This window comes from Streptomyces sp. NPDC094448 (genome assembly GCF_044763775.1).
Classification (GTDB): Bacteria; Actinomycetota; Actinomycetes; order Streptomycetales; family Streptomycetaceae; genus Streptomyces.
On the sequence record NZ_JBIWGU010000019.1, the window covers coordinates 1 to 19,937 of the forward strand.

General features: G+C 73.1%; 14 protein-coding genes. 5 read left to right on the top strand and 9 right to left on the bottom strand.

Annotated features, from left to right (window positions below; genetic code table 11):
* Positions 1-267 precede the first annotated feature (267 nt).
* Together ACIQ9E_RS28985 and ACIQ9E_RS28990 are read right to left on the bottom strand one after the other, a co-directional pair.
* On the bottom strand, positions 268-2,496 hold the full coding sequence (locus ACIQ9E_RS28985; RefSeq protein WP_403712036.1) for an MMPL family transporter: 2,229 nt from the start codon (positions 2,494-2,496) through the stop codon (positions 268-270).
* 374 nt (positions 2,497-2,870) lie between these two features.
* Positions 2,871-3,446, bottom strand: a complete 576-nt coding sequence (locus ACIQ9E_RS28990; RefSeq protein ID WP_403712038.1) for a TetR/AcrR family transcriptional regulator — start codon at positions 3,444-3,446, stop codon at positions 2,871-2,873.
* A 230-nt stretch (positions 3,447-3,676) separates the two neighbouring features.
* Between ACIQ9E_RS28990 and ACIQ9E_RS28995 the strand changes: the two genes are divergently transcribed.
* On the top strand, positions 3,677-7,276 hold the full coding sequence (locus tag ACIQ9E_RS28995; protein ID WP_403712040.1) for a S41 family peptidase: 3,600 nt from the start codon (positions 3,677-3,679) through the stop codon (positions 7,274-7,276).
* A gap of 233 nt (positions 7,277-7,509) precedes the next feature.
* On the opposite strand, the gene ACIQ9E_RS29000 is transcribed toward ACIQ9E_RS28995, so the two are convergent.
* From ACIQ9E_RS29000 to ACIQ9E_RS29010, 3 genes are read right to left on the bottom strand one after another with little or no spacing between them, the layout of a single operon-like run.
* The gene (locus tag ACIQ9E_RS29000) at positions 7,510-8,502 is read right to left on the bottom strand and encodes an SDR family oxidoreductase (RefSeq protein ID WP_403712042.1); all 993 of its coding nucleotides are present in this window, start codon (positions 8,500-8,502) and stop codon (positions 7,510-7,512) included.
* On the bottom strand, positions 8,499-9,518 hold the full coding sequence (locus ACIQ9E_RS29005; protein WP_403712044.1) for an alpha/beta fold hydrolase: 1,020 nt from the start codon (positions 9,516-9,518) through the stop codon (positions 8,499-8,501). Before ACIQ9E_RS29005 ends, ACIQ9E_RS29000 begins: the two co-directional genes overlap by 4 nt.
* The gene (locus tag ACIQ9E_RS29010) at positions 9,515-11,215 is read right to left on the bottom strand and encodes a flavin-containing monooxygenase (protein ID WP_403712046.1); all 1,701 of its coding nucleotides are present in this window, start codon (positions 11,213-11,215) and stop codon (positions 9,515-9,517) included. The genes ACIQ9E_RS29005 and ACIQ9E_RS29010 overlap by 4 nt, the downstream gene beginning before the upstream one ends.
* A 313-nt stretch (positions 11,216-11,528) precedes the next feature.
* Between ACIQ9E_RS29010 and ACIQ9E_RS29015 the strand changes: the two genes are divergently transcribed.
* Positions 11,529-12,185 carry a MerR family transcriptional regulator gene (locus tag ACIQ9E_RS29015; RefSeq protein ID WP_403712048.1) on the top strand — a complete coding sequence of 219 codons (657 nt, stop codon included), beginning with the start codon at positions 11,529-11,531 and terminating at the stop codon, positions 12,183-12,185.
* 17 nt (positions 12,186-12,202) lie between these two features.
* On the opposite strand, the gene ACIQ9E_RS29020 is transcribed toward ACIQ9E_RS29015, so the two are convergent.
* Positions 12,203-13,000: an exodeoxyribonuclease III gene (locus ACIQ9E_RS29020; protein ID WP_403712050.1), complete on the bottom strand. Its 798-nt coding sequence runs from the start codon at positions 12,998-13,000 to the stop codon at positions 12,203-12,205.
* Between the two features lie 103 nt (positions 13,001-13,103).
* On the opposite strand from ACIQ9E_RS29020, the gene ACIQ9E_RS29025 reads away from it, so the two are divergent.
* Positions 13,104-13,592, top strand: coding sequence for a GNAT family N-acetyltransferase (locus ACIQ9E_RS29025; protein WP_403712053.1), 489 nt, complete (start codon positions 13,104-13,106; stop codon positions 13,590-13,592).
* Between the two features lie 170 nt (positions 13,593-13,762).
* On the opposite strand, the gene ACIQ9E_RS29030 is transcribed toward ACIQ9E_RS29025, so the two are convergent.
* The 3 genes from ACIQ9E_RS29030 to ACIQ9E_RS29040 all read right to left on the bottom strand — a co-directional run bounded on the left by ACIQ9E_RS29030 (position 13,763) and on the right by ACIQ9E_RS29040 (position 16,312).
* Positions 13,763-14,062, bottom strand: coding sequence for a putative quinol monooxygenase (locus tag ACIQ9E_RS29030; protein WP_403712055.1), 300 nt, complete (start codon positions 14,060-14,062; stop codon positions 13,763-13,765).
* Between the two features lie 190 nt (positions 14,063-14,252).
* Positions 14,253-14,885, bottom strand: a complete 633-nt coding sequence (locus ACIQ9E_RS29035; protein ID WP_403712127.1) for a response regulator — start codon at positions 14,883-14,885, stop codon at positions 14,253-14,255.
* Entirely contained in the window at positions 14,885-16,312 is a 1,428-nt protein-coding gene (locus tag ACIQ9E_RS29040; protein ID WP_403712057.1) for a sensor histidine kinase, read from the bottom strand. Before ACIQ9E_RS29040 ends, ACIQ9E_RS29035 begins: the two co-directional genes overlap by 1 nt.
* A 369-nt stretch (positions 16,313-16,681) precedes the next feature.
* Here ACIQ9E_RS29040 and ACIQ9E_RS29045 point away from each other — a divergent pair, with 369 nt between their 5' ends.
* Both ACIQ9E_RS29045 and ACIQ9E_RS29050 read left to right on the top strand, forming a co-directional pair.
* On the top strand, positions 16,682-17,446 hold the full coding sequence (locus ACIQ9E_RS29045) for an ABC transporter ATP-binding protein (protein ID WP_403712129.1): 765 nt from the start codon (positions 16,682-16,684) through the stop codon (positions 17,444-17,446).
* Positions 17,440-19,929, top strand: coding sequence for an FtsX-like permease family protein (locus ACIQ9E_RS29050; RefSeq protein ID WP_403712059.1), 2,490 nt, complete (start codon positions 17,440-17,442; stop codon positions 19,927-19,929). Before ACIQ9E_RS29045 ends, ACIQ9E_RS29050 begins: the two co-directional genes overlap by 7 nt.
* The last annotated feature ends 8 nt before the right edge of the window (positions 19,930-19,937 follow it).

The window sequence follows — 19,937 nt, forward strand, 5'->3', positions numbered from 1 at the left end:
GCGCGCGCCCGGCCCGGGGCGGGGGGCGGGTTGGCTGGGCGGGGGGGGGGGGGGGGGGGGGCGGGGGCCCCCCGGGGGGGGGGGCGCGGGGGGGGCCGGGCCGCGGGGGGGGGGGGGGGGGGGGCCCGCCCCCCCCCCCCCCCCCCCGGACCGGCGGACCGGCGGACCGCGTCATACGAACGGCCGACGGGCCGCACCCCCGCTCAGGGGGTGCGGCCCGTCGCCGCCCGGCTCCGGAGTCCGGGCGCCCCGAGGGGGCGCGGCGCGTCAGACGCCGACCAGGCGCCGGTCCTCGTCCGGGTCCTGCGGCCGGTGGGCCAGCTCCTGCTGGAGCTTCTCGCCCTCCACGTCCACGTTCGGCAGCGCCTTGTCCAGCCAGCGCGGCAGCCACCAGGCCTTCTCGCCGAGCAGGGCCAGCACCGCCGGGACGATCGCCATCCGGACGACGAACGCATCGAAGAAGACCGCGATCGCCAGGCCGAAGCCCATCATCATGACCATCTGCTCGCCCGCGCTCATAAAGCCGGCGAAGACACCGATCATGATGACCGCGGCGGCGGTCACCACCCGGGCCCCGTCGCGGAAGCCGGTGACGATCGCCTCGGCCGGACGCTCGCCGTGGACATGCGCCTCGCGCATCCGGGTGACGAGGAAGACCTCGTAGTCCATGGCCAGACCGAAGACCACACCGATCATGAAGATCGGCATCATCGACATGATCGGGCCGGGCTGTTCGACGTTGAACAGGCCGGACAGCCAGCCCCACTGGTAGACCGCGACGACCGCGCCGAGCGCCGCCACGACCGAGAGCAGGAAGCCGAGCGCCGCCTTCAGCGGGACCAGGATCGACCGGAAGACCAGCACCAGCAGCAGGAACGCCAGTCCGACGACGAGCGCCAGATACGGCACGAGGGCGTCGTTCATCTTCTGCGAGAAGTCGATGTTCAGGGCGGTGGCACCGGTGACCAGGACCACCGCGCCGGTGTCGGCCTTGAACTTCTTGCTCTCGCCGCGGATCTTCTCGACCAGCTTCTCCGTCTTCACGGACGACGGCCGGTCCTCGGGCACCACGTTGATCATGCCGGCGTCACCGGCCTTGTTCAGACCCCCGGCGACGGAGGCGGCCACGCCGTCCATCTTCCCGATGGCGGCGGCGATCTCGTCGACGGCGGCCTTCGGGTCCTTGCTGTCCTCGACGTCGGCGACGAGGGTCAGCGGACCGTTGAAGCCCGGGCCGAAGCCGTCGGAGAGCAGGTCGTACGCCTTGCGCTGGGTGGATGCCGGCGACGACGAACCCTCGTCCGGCAGGCCGACCTGGAGCGAAGCGGCCGGGATCGCGATCAGGCCGAGGCCGATCACGGAGGTCAGCAGGACGGCGACCGGGCGGCGCAGCACGAAGCTCGCCCAGCGGACGCCCGCCTTCTGCTTTCCGCCCCGCGTGCCCTGGTCCAGGTCCCGGCCGGCCTTGCGGGCCTTGCGCATCTTGCGGCCGAGGATCTTGTCGCCCGCGAAGCCGAGCAGCGCCGGGATCAGGGTGATCGCGATGATCACGGCGATCACGACGGTGCCCGCGGCGGCGAAGCCCATCTTGGTGAGGATCGGGATGTTGACGACCGCGAGTCCGGCCAGGGCGATGACCACGGTCAGACCGGCGAAGACCACCGCGGAGCCGGCGGTGCCGACGGCCCGGCCCGCCGCTTCCTCGCGCTCCCGGCCCTCGGCCAGTTCGGCGCGGTAGCGGGAGACGATGAAGAGCGCGTAGTCGATACCGACCGCGAGGCCGATCATCATCGCCAGCATGGAGGTGGTGGTGCCCAGGTCGAGCACGTTCGCCAGGGCGGTGATGGTGGAGATGCCGACGCCGACGCCGATCAGCGCGGTGAGCAGCGGCAGACCGGCCGCGATCAGCGAGCCGAAGGTGATGACCAGCACGATCGCGGCGATCAGGATGCCGATCATCTCGCTGGAGGCGGCGTGCTGCTCGACCATCGTCGCGTCACCGCCGAGTTCGACGGTCAGCCCGGCGGACCGGGCGTCCTTGGCGACCTCGGTCAGCGATTCCTTGCTCTTGTCGGCCAGCTCCATGGAGTTGACCTTGTAGGCGACCGAGACATAGGCCGTGGTCTCGTCCTCGGAGACGGCGTCCTCGGCGTACGGGTCGGCGACCGAGGAGATCTCGGTGGAGCCCTTCTTCAGGGCGCCGATGACCTCGTTTACCTCGGCCTTGTTCTTGGCGTCGGTCATCTTCTGACCGGCCGGGGCCTTGAAGACGATCCGCGCGGTGGCACCGTCGGCGCCGCCGCCCGGGAACCGCTCCTCAAGAAGGTCGAAGGCCTTCTGGGATTCGGTGCCGGGCAGCGCGAAACCGGGGTCCTTGGGGGTGGCGGCGGAGGATGCCGCCACCCCGGCGAAGACGAGGAGGGCCACCCATATCAGGGCGACGAGCTTGCGGCGCCTGAAGGCGGTCCGCCCGAGTTTGTAGAGGAACGTGGCCACGAGGGCGTTCTCCCGTTGGGTGAGACGAACAGGGCAGGGGGAGTCGGCCCGACGACGAGAGCGGCGCGCGTCAGGTACGGGTGCTGCTGGTGGTGCTGGTCGTGCCGGTGGTGTTGCTGATGGTTCAGACGGTGGTGCTGTTGGTGCTGGTGGTACGTAAGCGAATGGGGAGGTGGTGGGGAAGAGTACGCGGTGGTCCGGGATGGGAGTCCGGTCCCGCGGAAGTCCGGGAAAGGCGGGGAACCTCTCGGGGCTGGGGACGCCTCGGGTTCATCACCTCGTGATGGACCGCCCCGGGGGTGGTCGGCGGGTGAGGGCGGCACCACGTCGTGCCGCCGCGGGATCCGGGCGCCAGGACCCGGCGGGTGGCCCGGTCATCGGGCCTCCAGCGCGGGCAGGACGACCGCGTCGACGTACCGCGTCATAAAGTCCACGGTCGGGATCCGGTCCTCGATCATCTGGACGGAGAAGAACAGGCCGAAGAGCATATGGGGCACGAACTCCCTGGCCGGATTGGACGCGCTGATCTCGCCCCGCCGCACCGCCCGGTCGATCACCGTCCGCAGCGCCGCCTCTTCCGGTGCGATGACCTTCGTGCGGAGCGCGTCGTACAGATCGGGGTTGGTGTGGACCGCGTGGACGAGGGCCCGCAGCAGTGCGGAGTCCTTCTCCATCTCCTTGGCGCTGGTCTGCGCCAGCATGGCCCGGAAGTCACCGCGGAGACTGCCGGTGTCGACCTGGTCGGCGCCGGGACCCGCGCCGTGCTGGAGCGCGGTCGCCACCAGCTCGGGCTTGCTGTGCCACTGCCGGTAGAGCGTCGCCTTGCTGGAGCGCGTCCTGGCCGCCACGGCGTCCATCGTCAGGGAGTCGTATCCGACTTCGCGCACCAGTTCGAGCACGGCTTCGAAGAGTTCGGCCTCGCGCTCGGGGGTCAGTCGGCTGCGGGACATCGGTCGCCCTCCCTTCCGCTGGTCCGCCACGGCCTCGCCGGGGTTCTCACCACGACCGTTCCAAACGAAACGGTTTCGTACTCTCATGAGGGTAGGCGACGCCCGAAGCGAAACGTCTCCGTTTCGCTTGTGGCTTTCCTCACCCGGTACGGAGTCAACCGTGCCCCTGCGAATCGGGTTCACCCCGTCCACGAGTTGCCCCGGGCCCGCCGGGTGGAAAGCATTGGGGGGTGAGCGACGACGTGGCGTACCTCCGATACCCGCACCTCCACGACGACTTGGTGTGCTTCGCCGCCGAGGACGACCTCTGGGTCGCGCCCCTCGCCGCGGCGGGCGCCGAGCCGGGCCGCGCCTGGCGGCTGACCGCGGACCGGACCCGGATCGGACATCCCCGCTTCTCCCCCGACGGCCGTCTCATCGCCTATACGACCTGGCGGAGCCTGGACCCCGAGATCCATATCGTCCCGGTCGCGGGCGGCGAGTCCCGGCGGCTGAGCTACTGGGGCTCCTTCGACACCCGGGTCTGCGGCTGGGGGCCCGACGGCCATGTCCTCGCCGTCTCGTCGCACGGTCAGCCGTTCTCGTACTTCTCCTGGGCGTACAGCGTCCCCCTGGACGGGGAGCCGGGCGGCCGGCTGCCGTGGGGGCCGGTCTCGGACCTCGCGGTCACGGATATCGGCGGCGAGCGGCGCACCCTGCTGCTGACCGGGAAGCCGCCGCACGAACCCGCCGCCTGGAAGCGCTACCGCGGCGGGGCGACGGGCCGCCTCTGGCTGCACGGGAAACGGCTGCTGGCCGGTCTGGAGGGCCATCTCGACTGCCCGATGTTCGTCCGCGGCCGGATCGCCTTCCTCTCCGACCACGAGGGCATCGGCAATCTCTACTCCTGCCGCCCCGACGGCTCCGATCTGCGGCGCCACAGCGACCACGACGCCTTCTACGCCCGGCACGCATCCAGCGACGGCGACCGGGTCGTCTACCAGTGCGCGGGCGAACTGTGGATCGTCGACGATCTGACGGTGCCGGACGCGGTGCCGCGCCGGGCCGCGGTACGGCTCGGGGGGCCGCGCACGGGCCGGAGGACGTACCAGATCCCGGCCTCCGACCATGTGAACGCGATCTCGGTGGATGCCACCGGCCGGGCGAGCGCGGTATCGGTGCGGGGCAGTCTGTACTGGCTGACGCACCGCGACGGACCGGCCCGTACGATCGCGGACCGGCCGGGGGTACGGGTGCGGATGCCGGTCATGCTGGGGACCGGCGGCCGGGTGGCGTATGTGACCGACGCGGGCGGCGCGGACGCGGTGGAGATCGCCTATCTGCCGCGGGCGACCGGGGAGCGCGAGCCGCGCACCCTGGCCCCGGGACAGCTCGGGGTGGTGCGGGAGCTGGTGTCGGACCCGCAGGGGAACCGGCTGGCGGTGGCCTCGCACGACGGCCGGCTGCTGCTGCTGGACGCGACGGACCCCGAGTCGGCGGAGGCGGGACCGGAAGCGGAAGCAGAGACGGGAACGGAAGCGGGAGCCGGGGACAGGAAGGGGAACGGGGCTGCGGGTGCGCCTGCGGGGGCGGGTGCAGCTGCGGAGGCGGGGGCGGGGGCGGGGGCAGCTGCGGGTGCGCCTGTGAGCGGTGAGCCGGAAGGGACGGACGGGGCGACCGGGACGATCGGCAGGAACACCGGCGGAACCGGAGACAGCGGGGACGGCGCGGCCGATGGAACGGACGTCGTCCGTCTGGTCCGCTCCCTCAACGGCCCCGTCGCCGATCTCGCCTTCTCCCCCGACGGCGCCTGGCTCGCCTGGTCCCAGCCGGGCGTGGGCCGCAGCCTGCGCCAGATCCGCATGGCGCGGATAAAGGACCGTACGATCATCGATGTCACCAACGGCCGCTTCGAGGACGAGAACCCGGTCTTCACCAGCGACGGCCGCTATCTGGCCTTTCTCTCCTGGCGCGGTTTCGACCCGGTGTACGACGTCCACACCGGGGACCTCTCCTTCCCGCTGGGCTGCCGCCCCTATCTCGTACCGCTGTCGTCGGCGACCCCGTCGCCCTTCGCGCTGCTGCCCGACGGACGCCCGGCGGCCGGTGGTCTCGACCCGCTGAACGAGCCGGACACCGCACCGTCCGCCGCGGCCGGGGACGGATCCGGCGACGAAGAGGACGCGGATACGGATCCGGGCGCGGGCTCGGGCCCGCATACGGTCGTCGTGGAGACCGAGGGGCTGGAGAGCCGGGTGACGCCGTTCCCGGTGGCCGCCTCCAAGTACTCGGCGCTCCAGCCGGTCAGCGGCGGCGGACTGGTCTGGCTGCGCTGGCCGATCTCGGGCGCCCTGGGCGAGACGTTCGTGAATCCGGCGGACACCTCGGGCCGTCCCACCCTCGAACACTTCGACATCACCAAGGCCCGCCGCACCGAACTGGTCGACCATCTCGACTGGTTCGCGGTCAGCGGCGACGGCACCCGGCTGGTCGTCGTCGACGAGGGCGAGTTGCGGGCCCAGCCGGCCACCGAGTCCGGCGACGGCGACGCGACGGTCTACATCGACCTGCGGCGGATCCACCACGAGGTGGAGCCGCCCGCGGAGTGGCGGCAGGCGTACGCGGAGGCGGGCCGGCTGATCCGCGCATACTTCTGGGATCCGGGCATGAGCGGCGTCGACTGGGACGGAATCCTCGACCAGTACCGGCCGCTGCTGGACCGGGTGGCGTCCCCGGACGAGTTCGCCGACCTGCTGCGGGAGGTCGTCGGCGAGCTGGGCACTTCGCACGCGTACGTCACCCCCGCCCGCCGCAACGAGGGTCCGCCGCACTACCAGCGGCCGATGGGCCTGCTGGGGGCGAATCTGGTCCGCCGGGACGAGGGATGGGTGGTGCGGCGGATCCTGCCTGGCGACTCGTCCGATTCCAAGGCCCGCTCCCCGCTGGCCGGTACGGGCATCCGCGAGGGCGCCGTCCTCACCCATGTCGACGGCCGCCCGGTGGATCCGGTGGCGGGTCCGTTCCCGATGCTGTCGGCGGCCGGCGGTACGACGGTCGAACTGACATTCCGTACAGCGAACGGCGCCTCGGGTCCGCCGGGCACCGCCGCGGCCTCCCGGCGTATCGCGGTGGTCCCGCTGATCGACGAGCGGCCGCTGCGCTACCAGGACTGGGTCGCCAAACGCCGGGGCGTCGTACGGGAGCTGAGCGACGGGCGCTGCGGCTATCTCCACATCCCCGATATGGGCGGTTCGGGCTGGGCCCAGTTCAACCGGGACCTGCGTCTCGAAGTGTCGCGCCCGGCGCTGATCGTGGACGTCCGGGGCAATGCGGGCGGGCACATCAGCGAGCTGGTGGTGGAGAACCTCACCCGCAGGATCATCGGCTGGGACCTCACCCGGGACGCCGAACCCGTTTCGTACGCCTCCAACGCCCCGCGCGGGCCGGTCGTCGCCCTCGCCGACGAGGCGACCTCGTCGGACGGCGACATGATCACGGCCGCCTTCAAACTGCTGGGCATCGGACCGGTGGTGGGGACCCGGACCTGGGGCGGGGTCGTCGGCATCACCGGACGGCACCAGCTGGGCGACGGGACCGTCATCACGGTGCCGATGAACGCGGCCTGGTTCGACGGCTACGGCTGGTCGGTGGAGAACCACGGCGTGGAGCCCGATCTGGAGGCGCTGCGGACTCCGCTGGACTGGGCGGAGGGCCGGTTCGCGGGTCTGGACGACGCGGTACGGCTGGCGCTGGAGATGCTGGAGAAGCACCCGGCGGCGGCTCCCCCGGGCTACGGCGACGTCCCGGACCGCAGCCGCCCGCCGCTGCCGCCGCGGCCGGGTGCCGACTGACCTCGGGTACGCGGTCGCGGCCGCCGGTCCCGCCCGGACGGCCCGACCTCGCGTACAGGGGCGCGGCGCCGGTTCCACCCGGGCGGGCGTCCGGTCCCGGCGGAACACCGCTACGGGAGGTCCGTCGAACCCGTTGGACCCGTCGAACCCGTTGGGCCCGTTGGACTTCTCGCGACCCCGCTGGACCCGTCGAACCCGTTGGACTCCCCACGGCCCCGGGGCGCGGCTAGGCCCTAGCCGGTGGCCGGGCTCCCGCCCGTACCCCCGTCGGTTCCACCGCCCGTCACCGCGCCCTTCTCCGGAGCGCGTTCGGCTTCGTCGGCGGCTCCGCCCGCGCCGACCAGCCCCCTCGACACGCGCCTCAGCCGGCCTTCGAACCGCCGCATCTCCCGCACGGCGGCGAGCCCGGTGAGCGCCGGGAAAGCACCTCGTACGGGCAGCGTGCCGCGCAGCCACCACTGCCCGTACACCTGGGCGGAGCGGCGTTCGACACCGGTGACGATGCGTTCCACGGCAGGGCCCGGCGGATAGGTGCGGTTCGCGGGCCACGGCAGGCGCTGCCGCAGCTCGCGCATCACTGCGTCCTCGTCGGCGCCCCGGACCATATCGGTGTCGGTCCACGACAGATAGCCGACGCCGACCCGGACGCCCCGGTGGCCCACCTCCGCGCGCAGGCTGTGCGCAAACGCCTCGACGCCCGATTTCGCGGCGCAGTACGCGGTCATCAGCGGGACGGGCACGACGGCTGCAAGGGACGCGATCTGGAGGAAGTAGCCGCGGCTCGTCAGCAGGGCGGGCAGAAAGGCCCGGCAGGTGATCGCGCTGCCGATCAGATTGACCTCGACGACGCGCCGCCAGGCGGTGAGCGCGGGGTCGGCGTCGGCGAAGGTGCCGCCGAGGGCGACGCCCGCGTTGGCGACGACGGCATCGACCCTGCCGAACCGTTCGGCGGCCTCGGCGGCGACCCGGGCCATGGCGTCGGCGTCGGTGACGTCCGCGTGCCACCAGGCGCCCTCGGTGTGCAGCCGGGAGCAGACGTCCCGGAGCCGGTCGGGCTCCAGACCGACGAGGGCGAGGCGGGCGCCGCGCGCGGAGAGCTTGCGGGCGAGCAGTTCACCGATGCCGCGGGCGGCGCCGGTGACGACCACCACCTGTCCTTCGAGACCGGGGCCCCGCCCACCGGACCGCAGCCGGGCCGCGGGGCCGGTCACGGGCCGGCCGCTCATGAAGTCGTCTCCTTCTCGCCCGCGTCCCGGACCTGGGCGCCGTCCCGCACCGGGGGCCCTTCCGGCACCGGGGGCTCCTGGCGTTGCGGGGGCTCCTCGCGTTGCGGGGCCGGGCTCTCCGGGTGGCCCGGAACCAGGAACTGCGCCGCCAGTGAGCGCAGTTGTGCGGTGACGGCATGGGGCCGCTCGACGGGCGTCATATGCCCGGCGCCGTCCAGGACGGCGACTCCGCGGCAGTCGGGCAGGTTCGAGGCGAGGCGGTGGGAGTGCACGGGCGGGGTGAGCCGGTCGGCGCTGCCGACGAGGACGACCGCGGGCACGTCGAGCGCCCGTACGGACTCGGTCAGGTCCAGTGTGTCGAGCACATGGGCCCAGGCGGCCCGGGGGATCCGGGGGCAGGCGTGCACGATCCGGGCGCAGGCGGCGACCTGCGCGCGGGTGGCCGCCGGGCTCAGGGCGACACGGCGCAGCACGGGCAGGCCGAGCGGGGTGACCGGTCCCAGCGGCAGAGGGGACCGCAGGATCGCCCGGGTCGCCCGGGTCCGCGGTCCGCCGCGCCGTCCGGGCAGGACCGTGCACTCCTCGACGAGATGGGAGGCGGCGGTACTGCACAGCAGCAGGGCCGCGGCGTGCTCGGTGAGCGCGGGCCGGCCCGCCGCGGCCATGATGGTCATCGCGCCCATGGAGTGCCCGGCGACGACGGCCTGTTCACCGGGGGCGAGTACGGCGCGGAGCACGGCTTCGAGATCGTCGGCCAGGGCGCTCGTGGAGACCCGGCCCATGGGGGTGCGGCCGTGGCCGCGCTGGTCGTAGACGACGATCCGGAAGTCGGCGGACAGCGCCCGGACCTGGGCGTCCCAGAAGCGGGTGGAGCAGGTCCAGCCGTGGGAGAGGACGAGGGCCGGGGCGTCGTCGGAGCCGTGGACTTCGATATGGAGGGCGGTGCCGTCGGCCGATTCGGCCGTCCTGGTCCGGGGGGCCGGTTCCGGGGCCGGGTGGTTGCGGTTCCAGCTCATGCGGCGGCCTCCGGGGCGGGCGCGGTGGTGGACGGCACGGCGGCCGCGGCGGAGCGGCCCGAGGCGGCGGGCGCGGATGCGGGGGCGGAGGGGGCGGGCGCGGGGGCGGATGCGGGCGCGGGGGCGGAGGGCGCGGATGCAGATGCGGGCGCGGGGGCGGCGGATGCGGGCGCGGGGGCGGCGCGGATGATCTCGTACTCCCCGAGGTCGACCTCGCGCAGCAGCCGGCGGAACTCGCCCGTGGTGCCGGGCCAGAGGGTCGTGTTGCGGCCGAACCGGTCGAGATACCAGCTCCGGCAGTGGCCCGTGTTCCAGACGCTCCGCTCCAGCCGCTGTCCGACGAAGTCCCCCCAGGAGGCGACCGCCTCGGGCCGGGGGGCCAGTGCGGTGTGCCCGCCGAGGATCCTGAGCTGGCGCAGGAAGTCGGCCAGATAGTTCAGCTGTGATTCGATCATCAGGATCATGGAGGAGTTCCCGAGGCCCGTATTGGGGCCGATGATCGTCAGGAAGTTGGGGAAGCCGTCGACGGCGGTACCGCGCAGGGAGCGCATGCCCCGGTCCCAGCTTTCGGCGAGGGTCGTCCCGGCCGCGCCGACGACCCGTTCCGCGACGGGCAGGCTGGTGGGCCGGAAGCCGGTGGCGAAGACGATCACGTCCGCCTCGGTCGTGGTGCCGTCGTCGGCAACGAGCATGGAACCGCGGACCTCCGCCAGACCGGACCCGACGACGGTGGTGTTCGGCCTGGTCAGCGCCGGATAGTAGTCGTTGGAGAGCAGGACCCGCTTGCAGCCCATCCGGTAGGTGGGGGTAAGGGCGGCCCGGAGCGCGGGATCTTTGACCTGCCGGGCGAGATGGGCGCGGGCGATGGCCTGGGCGGCGCCCATCTCGCCGGTGCCGCGGGTGAAGGCCCGCACTTGGAGTTCGCGTACGGCCCAGAGCGCGCCCCGGCGGGCGGCGGCGGTGAGCGGGATATGCCGGTGGAGGAGCCGTTCGGCCGCGGTGATGGGCCGGTCCAGTTTGGGGAGCACCCAGGGCGGGGTGCGCTGGAAGACGGTGAGCGCGGCGGCCGCGGGCTGGACCCGGGGCACGATCTGGACGGCGGAGGCGCCGGTTCCGATGACGGCGACGCGTTTGCCGCTCAGCTCGGTGCCGTGGTCCCAGCGGGAGGAGTGGAAGATCTCGCCGGGGAAGCCGTCGATCCCGGGGACGTCGGGGACGACGGGATCGGAGAGCGGGCCGGTCGCGGAGACGACGACATCCGCCGTGAAATCGGCGCCGGTCGTCTCGATACGCCAGAGCAGGGCGGCGCCGTCCCAGGTCAGACGGCATACCTCGTGATGGAGGCGGAGATGTGGCCGGATGCCGAAGACGTCCGTCACCTGCTCGGTGTAGGCGCGGATGTCCGACTGCTGCGAGAAGGCGCGCCGCCAGTCGGGGTTGGGGGCGAAGGAGTACGAGTAGAGGTGGGAGGGGACGTCGCAGGCGGCGCCCGGATAGGTGTTGTCGCGCCAGGTGCCGCCGACCGCGTCGCCGCGTTCGAGGACGACGAAGTCGGTGATGCCCTCTTGGCGCAGGCGTACGGCTGCGCCGAGCCCGCCGAAACCGGAGCCGACGATCGCGACCCGGACGTGCCGGGGCAGTCCGGCATCCTCCTCCTGTCGCTCCGTGCCGTGGTGCGCCTGCCGCTGCCGGTCCATATCGCCTCCTGGGGCGAAGGTTCGTAAGGGCGTCTCTGCGTAGGGTGCGATCGCGTGAATCATGCGGGGTCTCTTATCCCGAGCCGTGCCGCCGTGCCAAGCGGTGCTGAGTGCCATGCCGTGCCGAGCGGTGCCAGCAGTGTCATGCCGTGCCGTGCCGTGCTCGCGTACCAGCCGTACGCGGGCAGAGCCCCATCCCATCGCGCCAGTAACCACTGGCGCAATGGGAGAATAGGGCAGGACGCTACCGGGCGGTAGCCCGGCCGTACGGGGGAAGCGGAGGACCGCCGCGGGGCCGTCATAGGCTTCGTCCGTGGCAGAGGGACGCGAATACCGCATGGCGGAGCTGGCCGAGCAGGCCGGGATCACGGTACGCACCGTGCGCTTCTACCGTGAGCGCGGACTGCTGCCGCCGCCCCGCCGGGAGGGCCGGATCGCCTGGTACGACGATCACCATCTGGCCCGGCTGCGGACGATCGCCGCCCTGCTGGAGCGGGGCCACACCCTGACCGGTATCGCGGATCTGGCGGCGGCGTTCGAGAGCGGGCGGGACGTCCGGGAGATCCTCGGCCTCGACGGGCCCACGGACCAGACCCCCGTCCGGCTCACCCCGGAGGAGCTGGCCGACCGTTTCGAGGGAAGGTTCACTCCCGGGGATCTGGCCACCGCGCTGGAACTGGGCTATCTGGCGGTGGACGGGGAGGAGATCGTGCACCTCAGCCGAGAGCTGCTGGAGGTGTCGTCGGCGCTGGTCCGGGAGGGCGTACCGCTGTCGGCCGTGCTGGCGGCGGCCCGGCGGATCCGGGTCCATGCGGACGCGCTCGCCGAACTCTTCACCGGACTGGCCCGGGAGCATGCGGTGGGCGGGGCGCAGGACCCGGCCACCGGGATCGACAGGCTGCGCCCGCTGGCGAGGTCGGTCGTGGACGCGGAGCTGTCGATGGCCCTGGACCGGGCGCTGCACACCTGACCCGTCGACTCTGCCCCCTACGGCTGGAAGACGGCCGTCACCGGGGCGTGGTCGCTCCATCGCTCCGGGTGGCTGCCGGCCCGTTCGACGTACGCCTTGACCGCGCGGTCGGCCAGCCCGGGGGTGGCGACGAGGAGGTCGATCCGCCAGCCGGTGTCGTTGTCGAAGGCCCGGCCGCGGTAGGACCACCAGGAGTAGGGCCCCTCCTGGTCCGGATGGAGGGCGCGGACCACGTCGACGTACCCCGCCTCCTCGTACACCCGGGTCAGCCACTCCCGCTCCTCGGGCAGGAAGCCCGAGCTTTTCCGGTTGGCGCGCCAGTTCTTCAGATCGGCTTCCCGGTGGGCGATATTCCAGTCGCCGCAGACCACGACCTCCCGGCCGTCCGCAGCCGCCCGGGCCCGCAGATCGCGCAGATATGGCAGGAATTCATCCATGAACCGGTATTTTTCATCCTGCTTGTCCGTTCCGACCTCGCCGGACGGCAGATAGAGGCTGGCGACGACGGCACCGGGGAGGTCGGCCTCCAGATAGCGCCCGCTGCCGTCGAACTCCGCCGATCCGAAGCCGGTCCGGACGGCGTCGGGCTCCCGCCGGGTGTAGAGGGACACCCCGGCACGTCCCTTCACGGAGGACGGCGCATGCGCGGTGAACCAGCCCTCCGGGCTCCGCACCCCCTCCGGGAGCTGCTCGGGTTCGGCCCGCACTTCCTGGAGGCAGACCACATCGGCCCCGGTCGCGGCGAGCCATTCGACGAAGCCCTTCTTGGCGGCCGCGCGGAGGCCGTTCACGTTCACGGAAGTCACGGTCAGCATCGGGGCAGCCTAACCCGGCGCACTGACAGCCCGGCCGCTCCCCCGCGCCGCCACCCCCTGGAACCGCCCCGCCACCGGGGACCCGAACCGTACGATGAGCTGCATGAACATACGAAAGGTGGGCTTTGACCACCCCGATGCCGTACGGCTCAGCAACGAGGTGCTGCTGGAGTACGTGGAGCGGTACGGCCCCGAGGACAACGGCGACGCGACCCCTCTCGACCCGTCGATGTTCGCCCCGCCGCTCGGGCTGTTCCTGATCGCCTACGACGAAGCCGGGGAGCCGCTGGCGACCGGCGGCTGGCGCGCCCAGGACGACAATCCGGAGGGCTACGCGGACGGCGACGCGGAACTGAAGCGGATGTACGTCGTCCCGCAGGCGCGCGGCCGCGGGCTGGCCCGCAGGATCCTGGCGGCCCTGGAGGACGACGCGAAGATCGCGGGCCGGACCCGGATGGTGCTGAGCACGGGCTCGGAACAGCCCGAGGCGATCGCGCTCTACGCCTCGTCCGGCTATTCGCCCGCACCCACCACTTTCGGCCACTACCGGCACCACGAAGACGTCCGCTGCTTCGCCAAACCCCTCGCCTGAGCCGGCCCCTGCCCCTGCCCCTGCCCCTGCCCCTGAACCATCCCGCACCACCCGCCTCCGGCCCGAGGCGCGGCCGCGCCGGAGCGCCCCGGGCCCTGCCGCGCCGACCGGATCGGGCCGTCCCGTCATCGGCGCCTCGGCCGCCGGGGCACCGATGACGGCCGGGTGGCTCAGGCCCCGGCAGGGCGCAGCGGTCTGCTGGGATGCACCTCGCGCTCGACCCGCGGCAGGATCTCCGGAAGGTAGACGTCCTGGATCGCGGCGCCGGTGTCATGGGCCTCCCAGTGGCCGCGGCTCGCCCACCGCTCGACGAGGACGAAGCGCCCCGGCTCCTCGTCCGACTGGTACGCCTCCCAGCTCAGGCAGCCGTCTTCGGCGAGACACATCGGACGCATCCTGGTGAGCGCGTCCGCGACCGCCGGTATGCCGTCGCCCGCCCGCACCCGGATGATCACAATGAGATCGAACACCTGTCGTCCCCGCTTTCCTGTCGTCCCGGACTTCCCCGGCTTCCCGGACTTCCCGGGACTGCCCGGCCTTCCCGAAGCTGCCCGTCCGGCGAGGCGCCCCGCCCCACGCTGCCAGGTCGCTTCCCATGGTTCTTGCGGGTTCGCGGGCCCCGGGCGGCCTGCTCATCCGGCCCGATCCACCAGAAACCCCCTACGACCGCAGATAGGCCAGTACCGCGAGCACTCTGCGGTGGGAGTCCTCGGCGGGCGGCAGGTCGAGCTTGGTGAGGATACTGCCGATGTGCTTGCCGACCGCGGCTTCCGTGACCACCAGCTCACGGGCGATCGCCCCGTTGGACCGCCCCTGCGCCACCAGCGCCAGCACCTCCTTCTCCCGTGCCGTCAGCTTCTCCAGTGGATCCCTGCGGCGGCGGAGCAGCTGCCGGACGACCTCGGGGTCGACGACCGTGCCACCGTCCGCGACCTTCCCGAGCGCGTCGACGAACTCCTCGACATGACCGACCCGGTCCTTGAGGAGGTAGCCGACGCCCGAACCGTCGCCCGAGTCCAGCAACTCGGCCACGTACGAACGCTGCACGTACTGGCTGAGGACCAGCACCGGCAGCCCCGGCCGCAGTTCCCGCAGCCGGACCGCGGCCCGCAGCCCCTCGTCGGTCAGCCCCGGCGGCATACGCACATCCGTGACCACGACATCCGGCGTATGCCCGGTGGCGGCGGCGAGCAGCGCCTCGGCATCCCCGACGGCCGCAACGACCTCGTGGCCGCAGCGGGTGAGCAGACCCGTCAGACCGTCCCGGAGCAGCACGCTGTCCTCGGCCAGCACTACACGGAGGGATCGGTCCACTCGCACGGGATCTCCACACGCAACAGGGTCGGCCCACCGGGCGGGCTGGACAGGGAGAGTCTGCCATCCAGTACGGCCACTCGGTCGGCGAGCCCGGTCAGCCCCGTACCCCTCCGCACCGCGGAATCCGCGCCGGCCCCGGCACCCGTCCCGGCCCCCGCATCCGCACCCGCACCCGCTGTCCGGGGGGCCGCGCACGGGTCCGGTCCTGAACCGGCCCCGGCTCCCGCTCCGCCACCCGTTGCCGCTTCCGCGCCGCCGCACCCGTCGTCGCGTATCTCCAGCCACAACCGGTCCACCAGATACCCCCCGGTGACGACCGCCCGGGATGCCCCGCTGTGCCGGTCCACATTGGTCAGCGCCTCGCAGACGACGAAGTAGGCGGCTGTCTCGACCGGTTGCGGCAGCCGCCCCGGAAGTCCCAGCTCGATGTCGACCGGCACGGCCGACCGGTCGGCCGCGTCCGCGACGGCCGCCGGAAGTCCGTAGTCGGTGAGCACCTTGGGGTGGATTCCGTGGATCAACTCCCGCAGTTCGCCCAGCGCCAGACCCGCCTCCCTGTGTGCCGTGGCCAGTTGCCCGGCGAGCGGCCCCGGCGGGGCATCCAGCCGGGCCAGCCCCAGCGTCATCGTCAACGCGACCAGCCGCTGCTGGGCTCCGTCGTGGAGGTCGCGCTCGATACGGCGGCGCTCTGCCTCGAAGGCGTCGACCAGCCGCGCCCGTGAGCTGGTCAGTTCCGCAACCCGCGCACCGAGTTCGGTGCCTCCGGGGTCGCGCCGGGCCAGCAGCAGTCGCGCCGGCTCGGCGCGGGCCGCCGCGTACACCCCCACTGCGTAGAGACCGGCGGCCAGCAGCAGCACCCCCAGCGCGGCGACTGCGGACGCCACCGGCCACGAGGTGACCGTCCACTGCTTCAGCACCGACGCCTGCGCACCGCCCCCGGCCGTCGCCATCAGGACCGGCACCGCGGCGAGCCCCGCCGGCACCCCCAGGGCCAGCACCACGACCAAGGCGTCCAACGGCCACAACAGCCCGGCGAGCAGCACCGCATAGCCCAGCTCACGCCAGGTCGCCCCCTCCCGGTAGCGCGTCCGCAACCAGGCCCGGAGGCCGGGTGCGTCCGGCTCCTCGTGCGGATCGGCCACCGGCGCGCCGCCGACCAGGGCGAGCCTTCTCCGCTCCCAGCGCCCGACCGGCATCCCGGCCAGCCCGAGCGCCGGCAGCAGCGGCAGTCCCACGACGACCACCGCTCCGGCGCCCGCGACCACCACCGCCAGGGCCAGCCCGACGAGCACGAGCAGGCCCATGACGGCGCCCGTGAGCACGTACAGCACGCCGCGCCACGGCCACATGGAGCGGAGATAGCGGGGACAGGCGACCGCCTGCCAGAGGGTTCGATCACGCATACGAGAACGGTAGAAGTCCGGGCCGTCACCCCGCCATGCCTGTGGACAGAGCCTCCCCACACCCGGTGGACAGACCCCGGAGAGTAGGGCCGGCCCTACCCCGGAACTCGGCCCTGCCCTCCTGCGCTCCCACGCTTCCGCCGGTTGGCTGAACCCATGACGACCAGCAGGAACACCGGCAAGGACCCCCGCCGCCGAAACGGCCGAAGGATCCCCGGAAAGCACCTCGCGAACCCCGCCCACCCCACCGATCCGATCATCACACCGGCCTGCGGCTCCCTGGATTCCGGCGGCGGCACCGGACCCCGCACCGCTTCCCCGGACCCCGGCTCCTGCGCACCCCCGTCCGGACACCGCGCCCCCGTCACCGTGCCCCCTCCCGTCCCTGTCCTCCGACTCCGCTCGGTCTCCCGCGTCCACGGCTCCGGCGACCGCGCCGTCACCGCGCTCCACGACGTCAGCCTGTCCTGTCCCCGCGGCTCCTTCACCGCCGTCATGGGCCCCTCGGGCTCCGGTAAATCGACCCTGCTCCAGTGCGCGGCCGGGCTCGACCGCCCCACCTCCGGCTCGGTCCGCCTCGGCGACACCGAGCTGACCGGCCTCGGCCAACGGCGGCTCACCCTGCTGCGCCGCAGCCGTATCGGCTTCGTCTTCCAGTCCTTCAACCTCCTGCCCGCGCTGACGGCGGAGCAGAACGTGGCGCTGCCGCTGCGCCTGGCCGGGCGCAGACCCGGGAAAGACGATGTGCGGGCGGCACTCGACCGGGTGGGCCTCGCGGACCGGGCACGGCACCGGCCCGCCGAACTGTCGGGCGGTCAGCAGCAGCGGGTGGCGCTGGCCCGGGCCCTGATCACCCGCCCGGACGTCCTCTTCGGCGACGAGCCGACCGGCGCGCTCGACACCCGGACCGGCCACCGGGTCCTCGACCTGCTGCGGGAGAGCGTCGACCGCGACGGCCGGACCGTGGTCATGGTGACGCACGATCCGGTCGCGGCCGCCCGCGCGGACCGGGTGGTGTTCCTGGTCGACGGCCGGATCACCGGCGAACTCGTCTGCCCTGAAGCCGAGTCCGTGGCCGCCCGGCTGGCCGGACTGGAGGCAGCCGCGGCACGGAAAGCGACCGCACGGTGCTGAGCATCGCGCTGCGGACCCTGCGCCTGCGGTGGACCGGCTTCCTCGGCACCTTCGTCGCCCTGGCACTCGGCACCGGGATCATCGCCACCATGGGACTGGCGCTGGCGGCAGCGGCGGACGCCCCGGTCCAGGGTCCGCAGCGGTTCGCCAAGGCGCCGACCGTCGTCAGGCCGGTGAACGAGCTGACCGTCCGTACCCCCGTCGGGATCCGCACCGCGCCGCTCGCCCATCCCCGTCCCCTCACCCCCCATCAGCTCGGGCAGCTGGCCGCGCTCGGCCGCACGGTCGCGGACCGCTCCTTCCCGGTCCGGATCGGCACCGGCCCCGAAGTGCTCACCGGCCACCCCTGGTCGACGGCGGCCTTCGCCCCGTACACCCTCACGTCGGGGCGCGCGCCGAAGGCCCCCGGCGAGGTCGTCGTGACCGGCACCCGGGCCCGGCCCGGCGAGGTCCTCCGGACGGCGGCGGGCCCGGTCGCGGTCGTCGGCACCGTACGCGACCTCGGTTTCGAGGACGCCGTCTTCTACACCGACCGCAGGGCCGCCGCGCTCTCTCCGCGCATCGACCAAGTGGTCGTCGACGCGCCCCCGGAGGCCGTACGCGCAGCGGTCGCCGACCTCCTGCCCAGTACCGCCGAAGCAGGCGCACCGCCCGCGCTCCGAGTCCTCACCGGTGCGGACCGCCGTCTCGCGGACCCCGATCCGCACCGCGAGGAACAGGCCGTCGTCGCCTTGTACGCGCTGCTGGGCACCGCCGCCGGAATCACCGGTTTCGTCTCCGTGCTGGTCACCGCGTCGGCCTTCGCGTTCGCCGTGGTGCAGCGGCGCAAGGAGTTCGCCCTGCTGAGGACGGCGGGAGCAACCCCGGGCCAGATCCGCAGGATGCTGCTGGCCGAGGCTCTCGCCGTGGGAGCGGTGGCGGCCGCGGCCGGCTGTCTGCTGGGTTCCCGGGGCGCCCCGCAGCTGGCCCGCCATATGGTGGCGAACGAGGTCGCACCCGTCTGGTTCACCGGCGCCGTCACCGCCACGGGCAGCATCTGGCCCTACGGGCTCGCCTTCTGGACCGGCCTGCTGATCGCGTCCACGGGCGTCGTCGCCGCATCGTGGCGAGCCGGCCGTACGGATCCGCTGGAGGCGCTGCGCGACGCCTCGGCCGACGCCCGTACCGCTCCGTGGGGGCGGTACGCCGGGGGTGTCCTCGTGCTGGCGGCCGCGGCCGGGACACTGGGGTACGCCCTGGTGAACGATCCCGCCGACCTGCTGCACCGCAAGACCTACACCAGCCGCCCGCTCCTGCTGGTCACCGCGTTCGCGCTGCTGGTCCCGGCCTTCGTACGGCCGCTGGCGCGGCTGCTGACGTGGCTGCCCGCCCGGCGGCCGGGTGCGGGCGGACTGCTGGTGCGCGAAAACGCGTCGGCCCGGGTGCGGCGTACGGCCGCGGTGGCCGCGCCGGTCCTGGTGACCGTCGCCCTCGCGGGCTCACTCCTCGGCACCGTGGCCACCCTCGACGGGGCACGGGCCGCCGAGATCCGCTCCCGTACCGCCGCGGACCACATCCTCACGACCACCGATCCCGGCGGCTTCGCCGCGGACACGGTGGACCGGCTGCGGGCGGTGCCCGGGGCCCGGGTCTTCCCCTCGGCGACCTCCGCCGTCTTCGTACGGGAGGAGGGCGCCGCCCTGATCCGTTCCGACGCGCGCGCCACCGACCCCGCGGCCCTCACCACCACCGTCCGTCTGCCGCTGATCGCGGGCGACGCCACCCGTCTCGACGACCTTTCGATCATCGTCGACGACGCATGGGAACAGCACACCGTCGGTGACACGGTCGCCCTGTGGCGGGGCGACGGCTCCCGTGCCACCCTGCGTATCGCGGCCGTCGTCCGCGCCGGCACCGGCGACAACGGCGTGTACCTCACTCCTCGCAACGCCCCCGGATCCACCGTCGACCGCATCGACGTCGCCGTCGCCCCCGGCGCGGACCGGGAGGCGGTGGGCGAGGCATTGCGCCGGACGGCCGCGGCGATCCCGGGCACCGAAGTGCGGAGCAGTACGCAATGGTTGGCCGCGGCCCGCCCGGAACCGGACCGGCGGACCCTCGCAGGTTATGCGGTGGTGCTCGGTATCGCCCTCCTCTACACCGCGATTTCGCTGGCCAACACGCTGCTCATGGCTGCCCCGGAGCAGACCCGTGAACTGGCACTGCTCCGCCTCACCGGGGCGACCGGTCCCCAACTGCTCCGGCTGGCGGCTGCGGAGGCGGTGACGGCAGTCGCCGTCGGCGCGATCCTCGGCGCGGTGGTGACAGCCCTCAATCTGGCCGGAATACACGGCGCTCTGGCGGTGCTCGGCGTACCGCGCTCGCCACTGGACGTCCCCTGGGAAGCACTCGGCTCGACGACGGCGGCGTGCGGCCTGATCGCTGCGGGGTGCGCGGCGGCCACTGCGGTGGTGAGCCTGCGCGGTCCGGTGGTACGCCCCTGACCGGACGC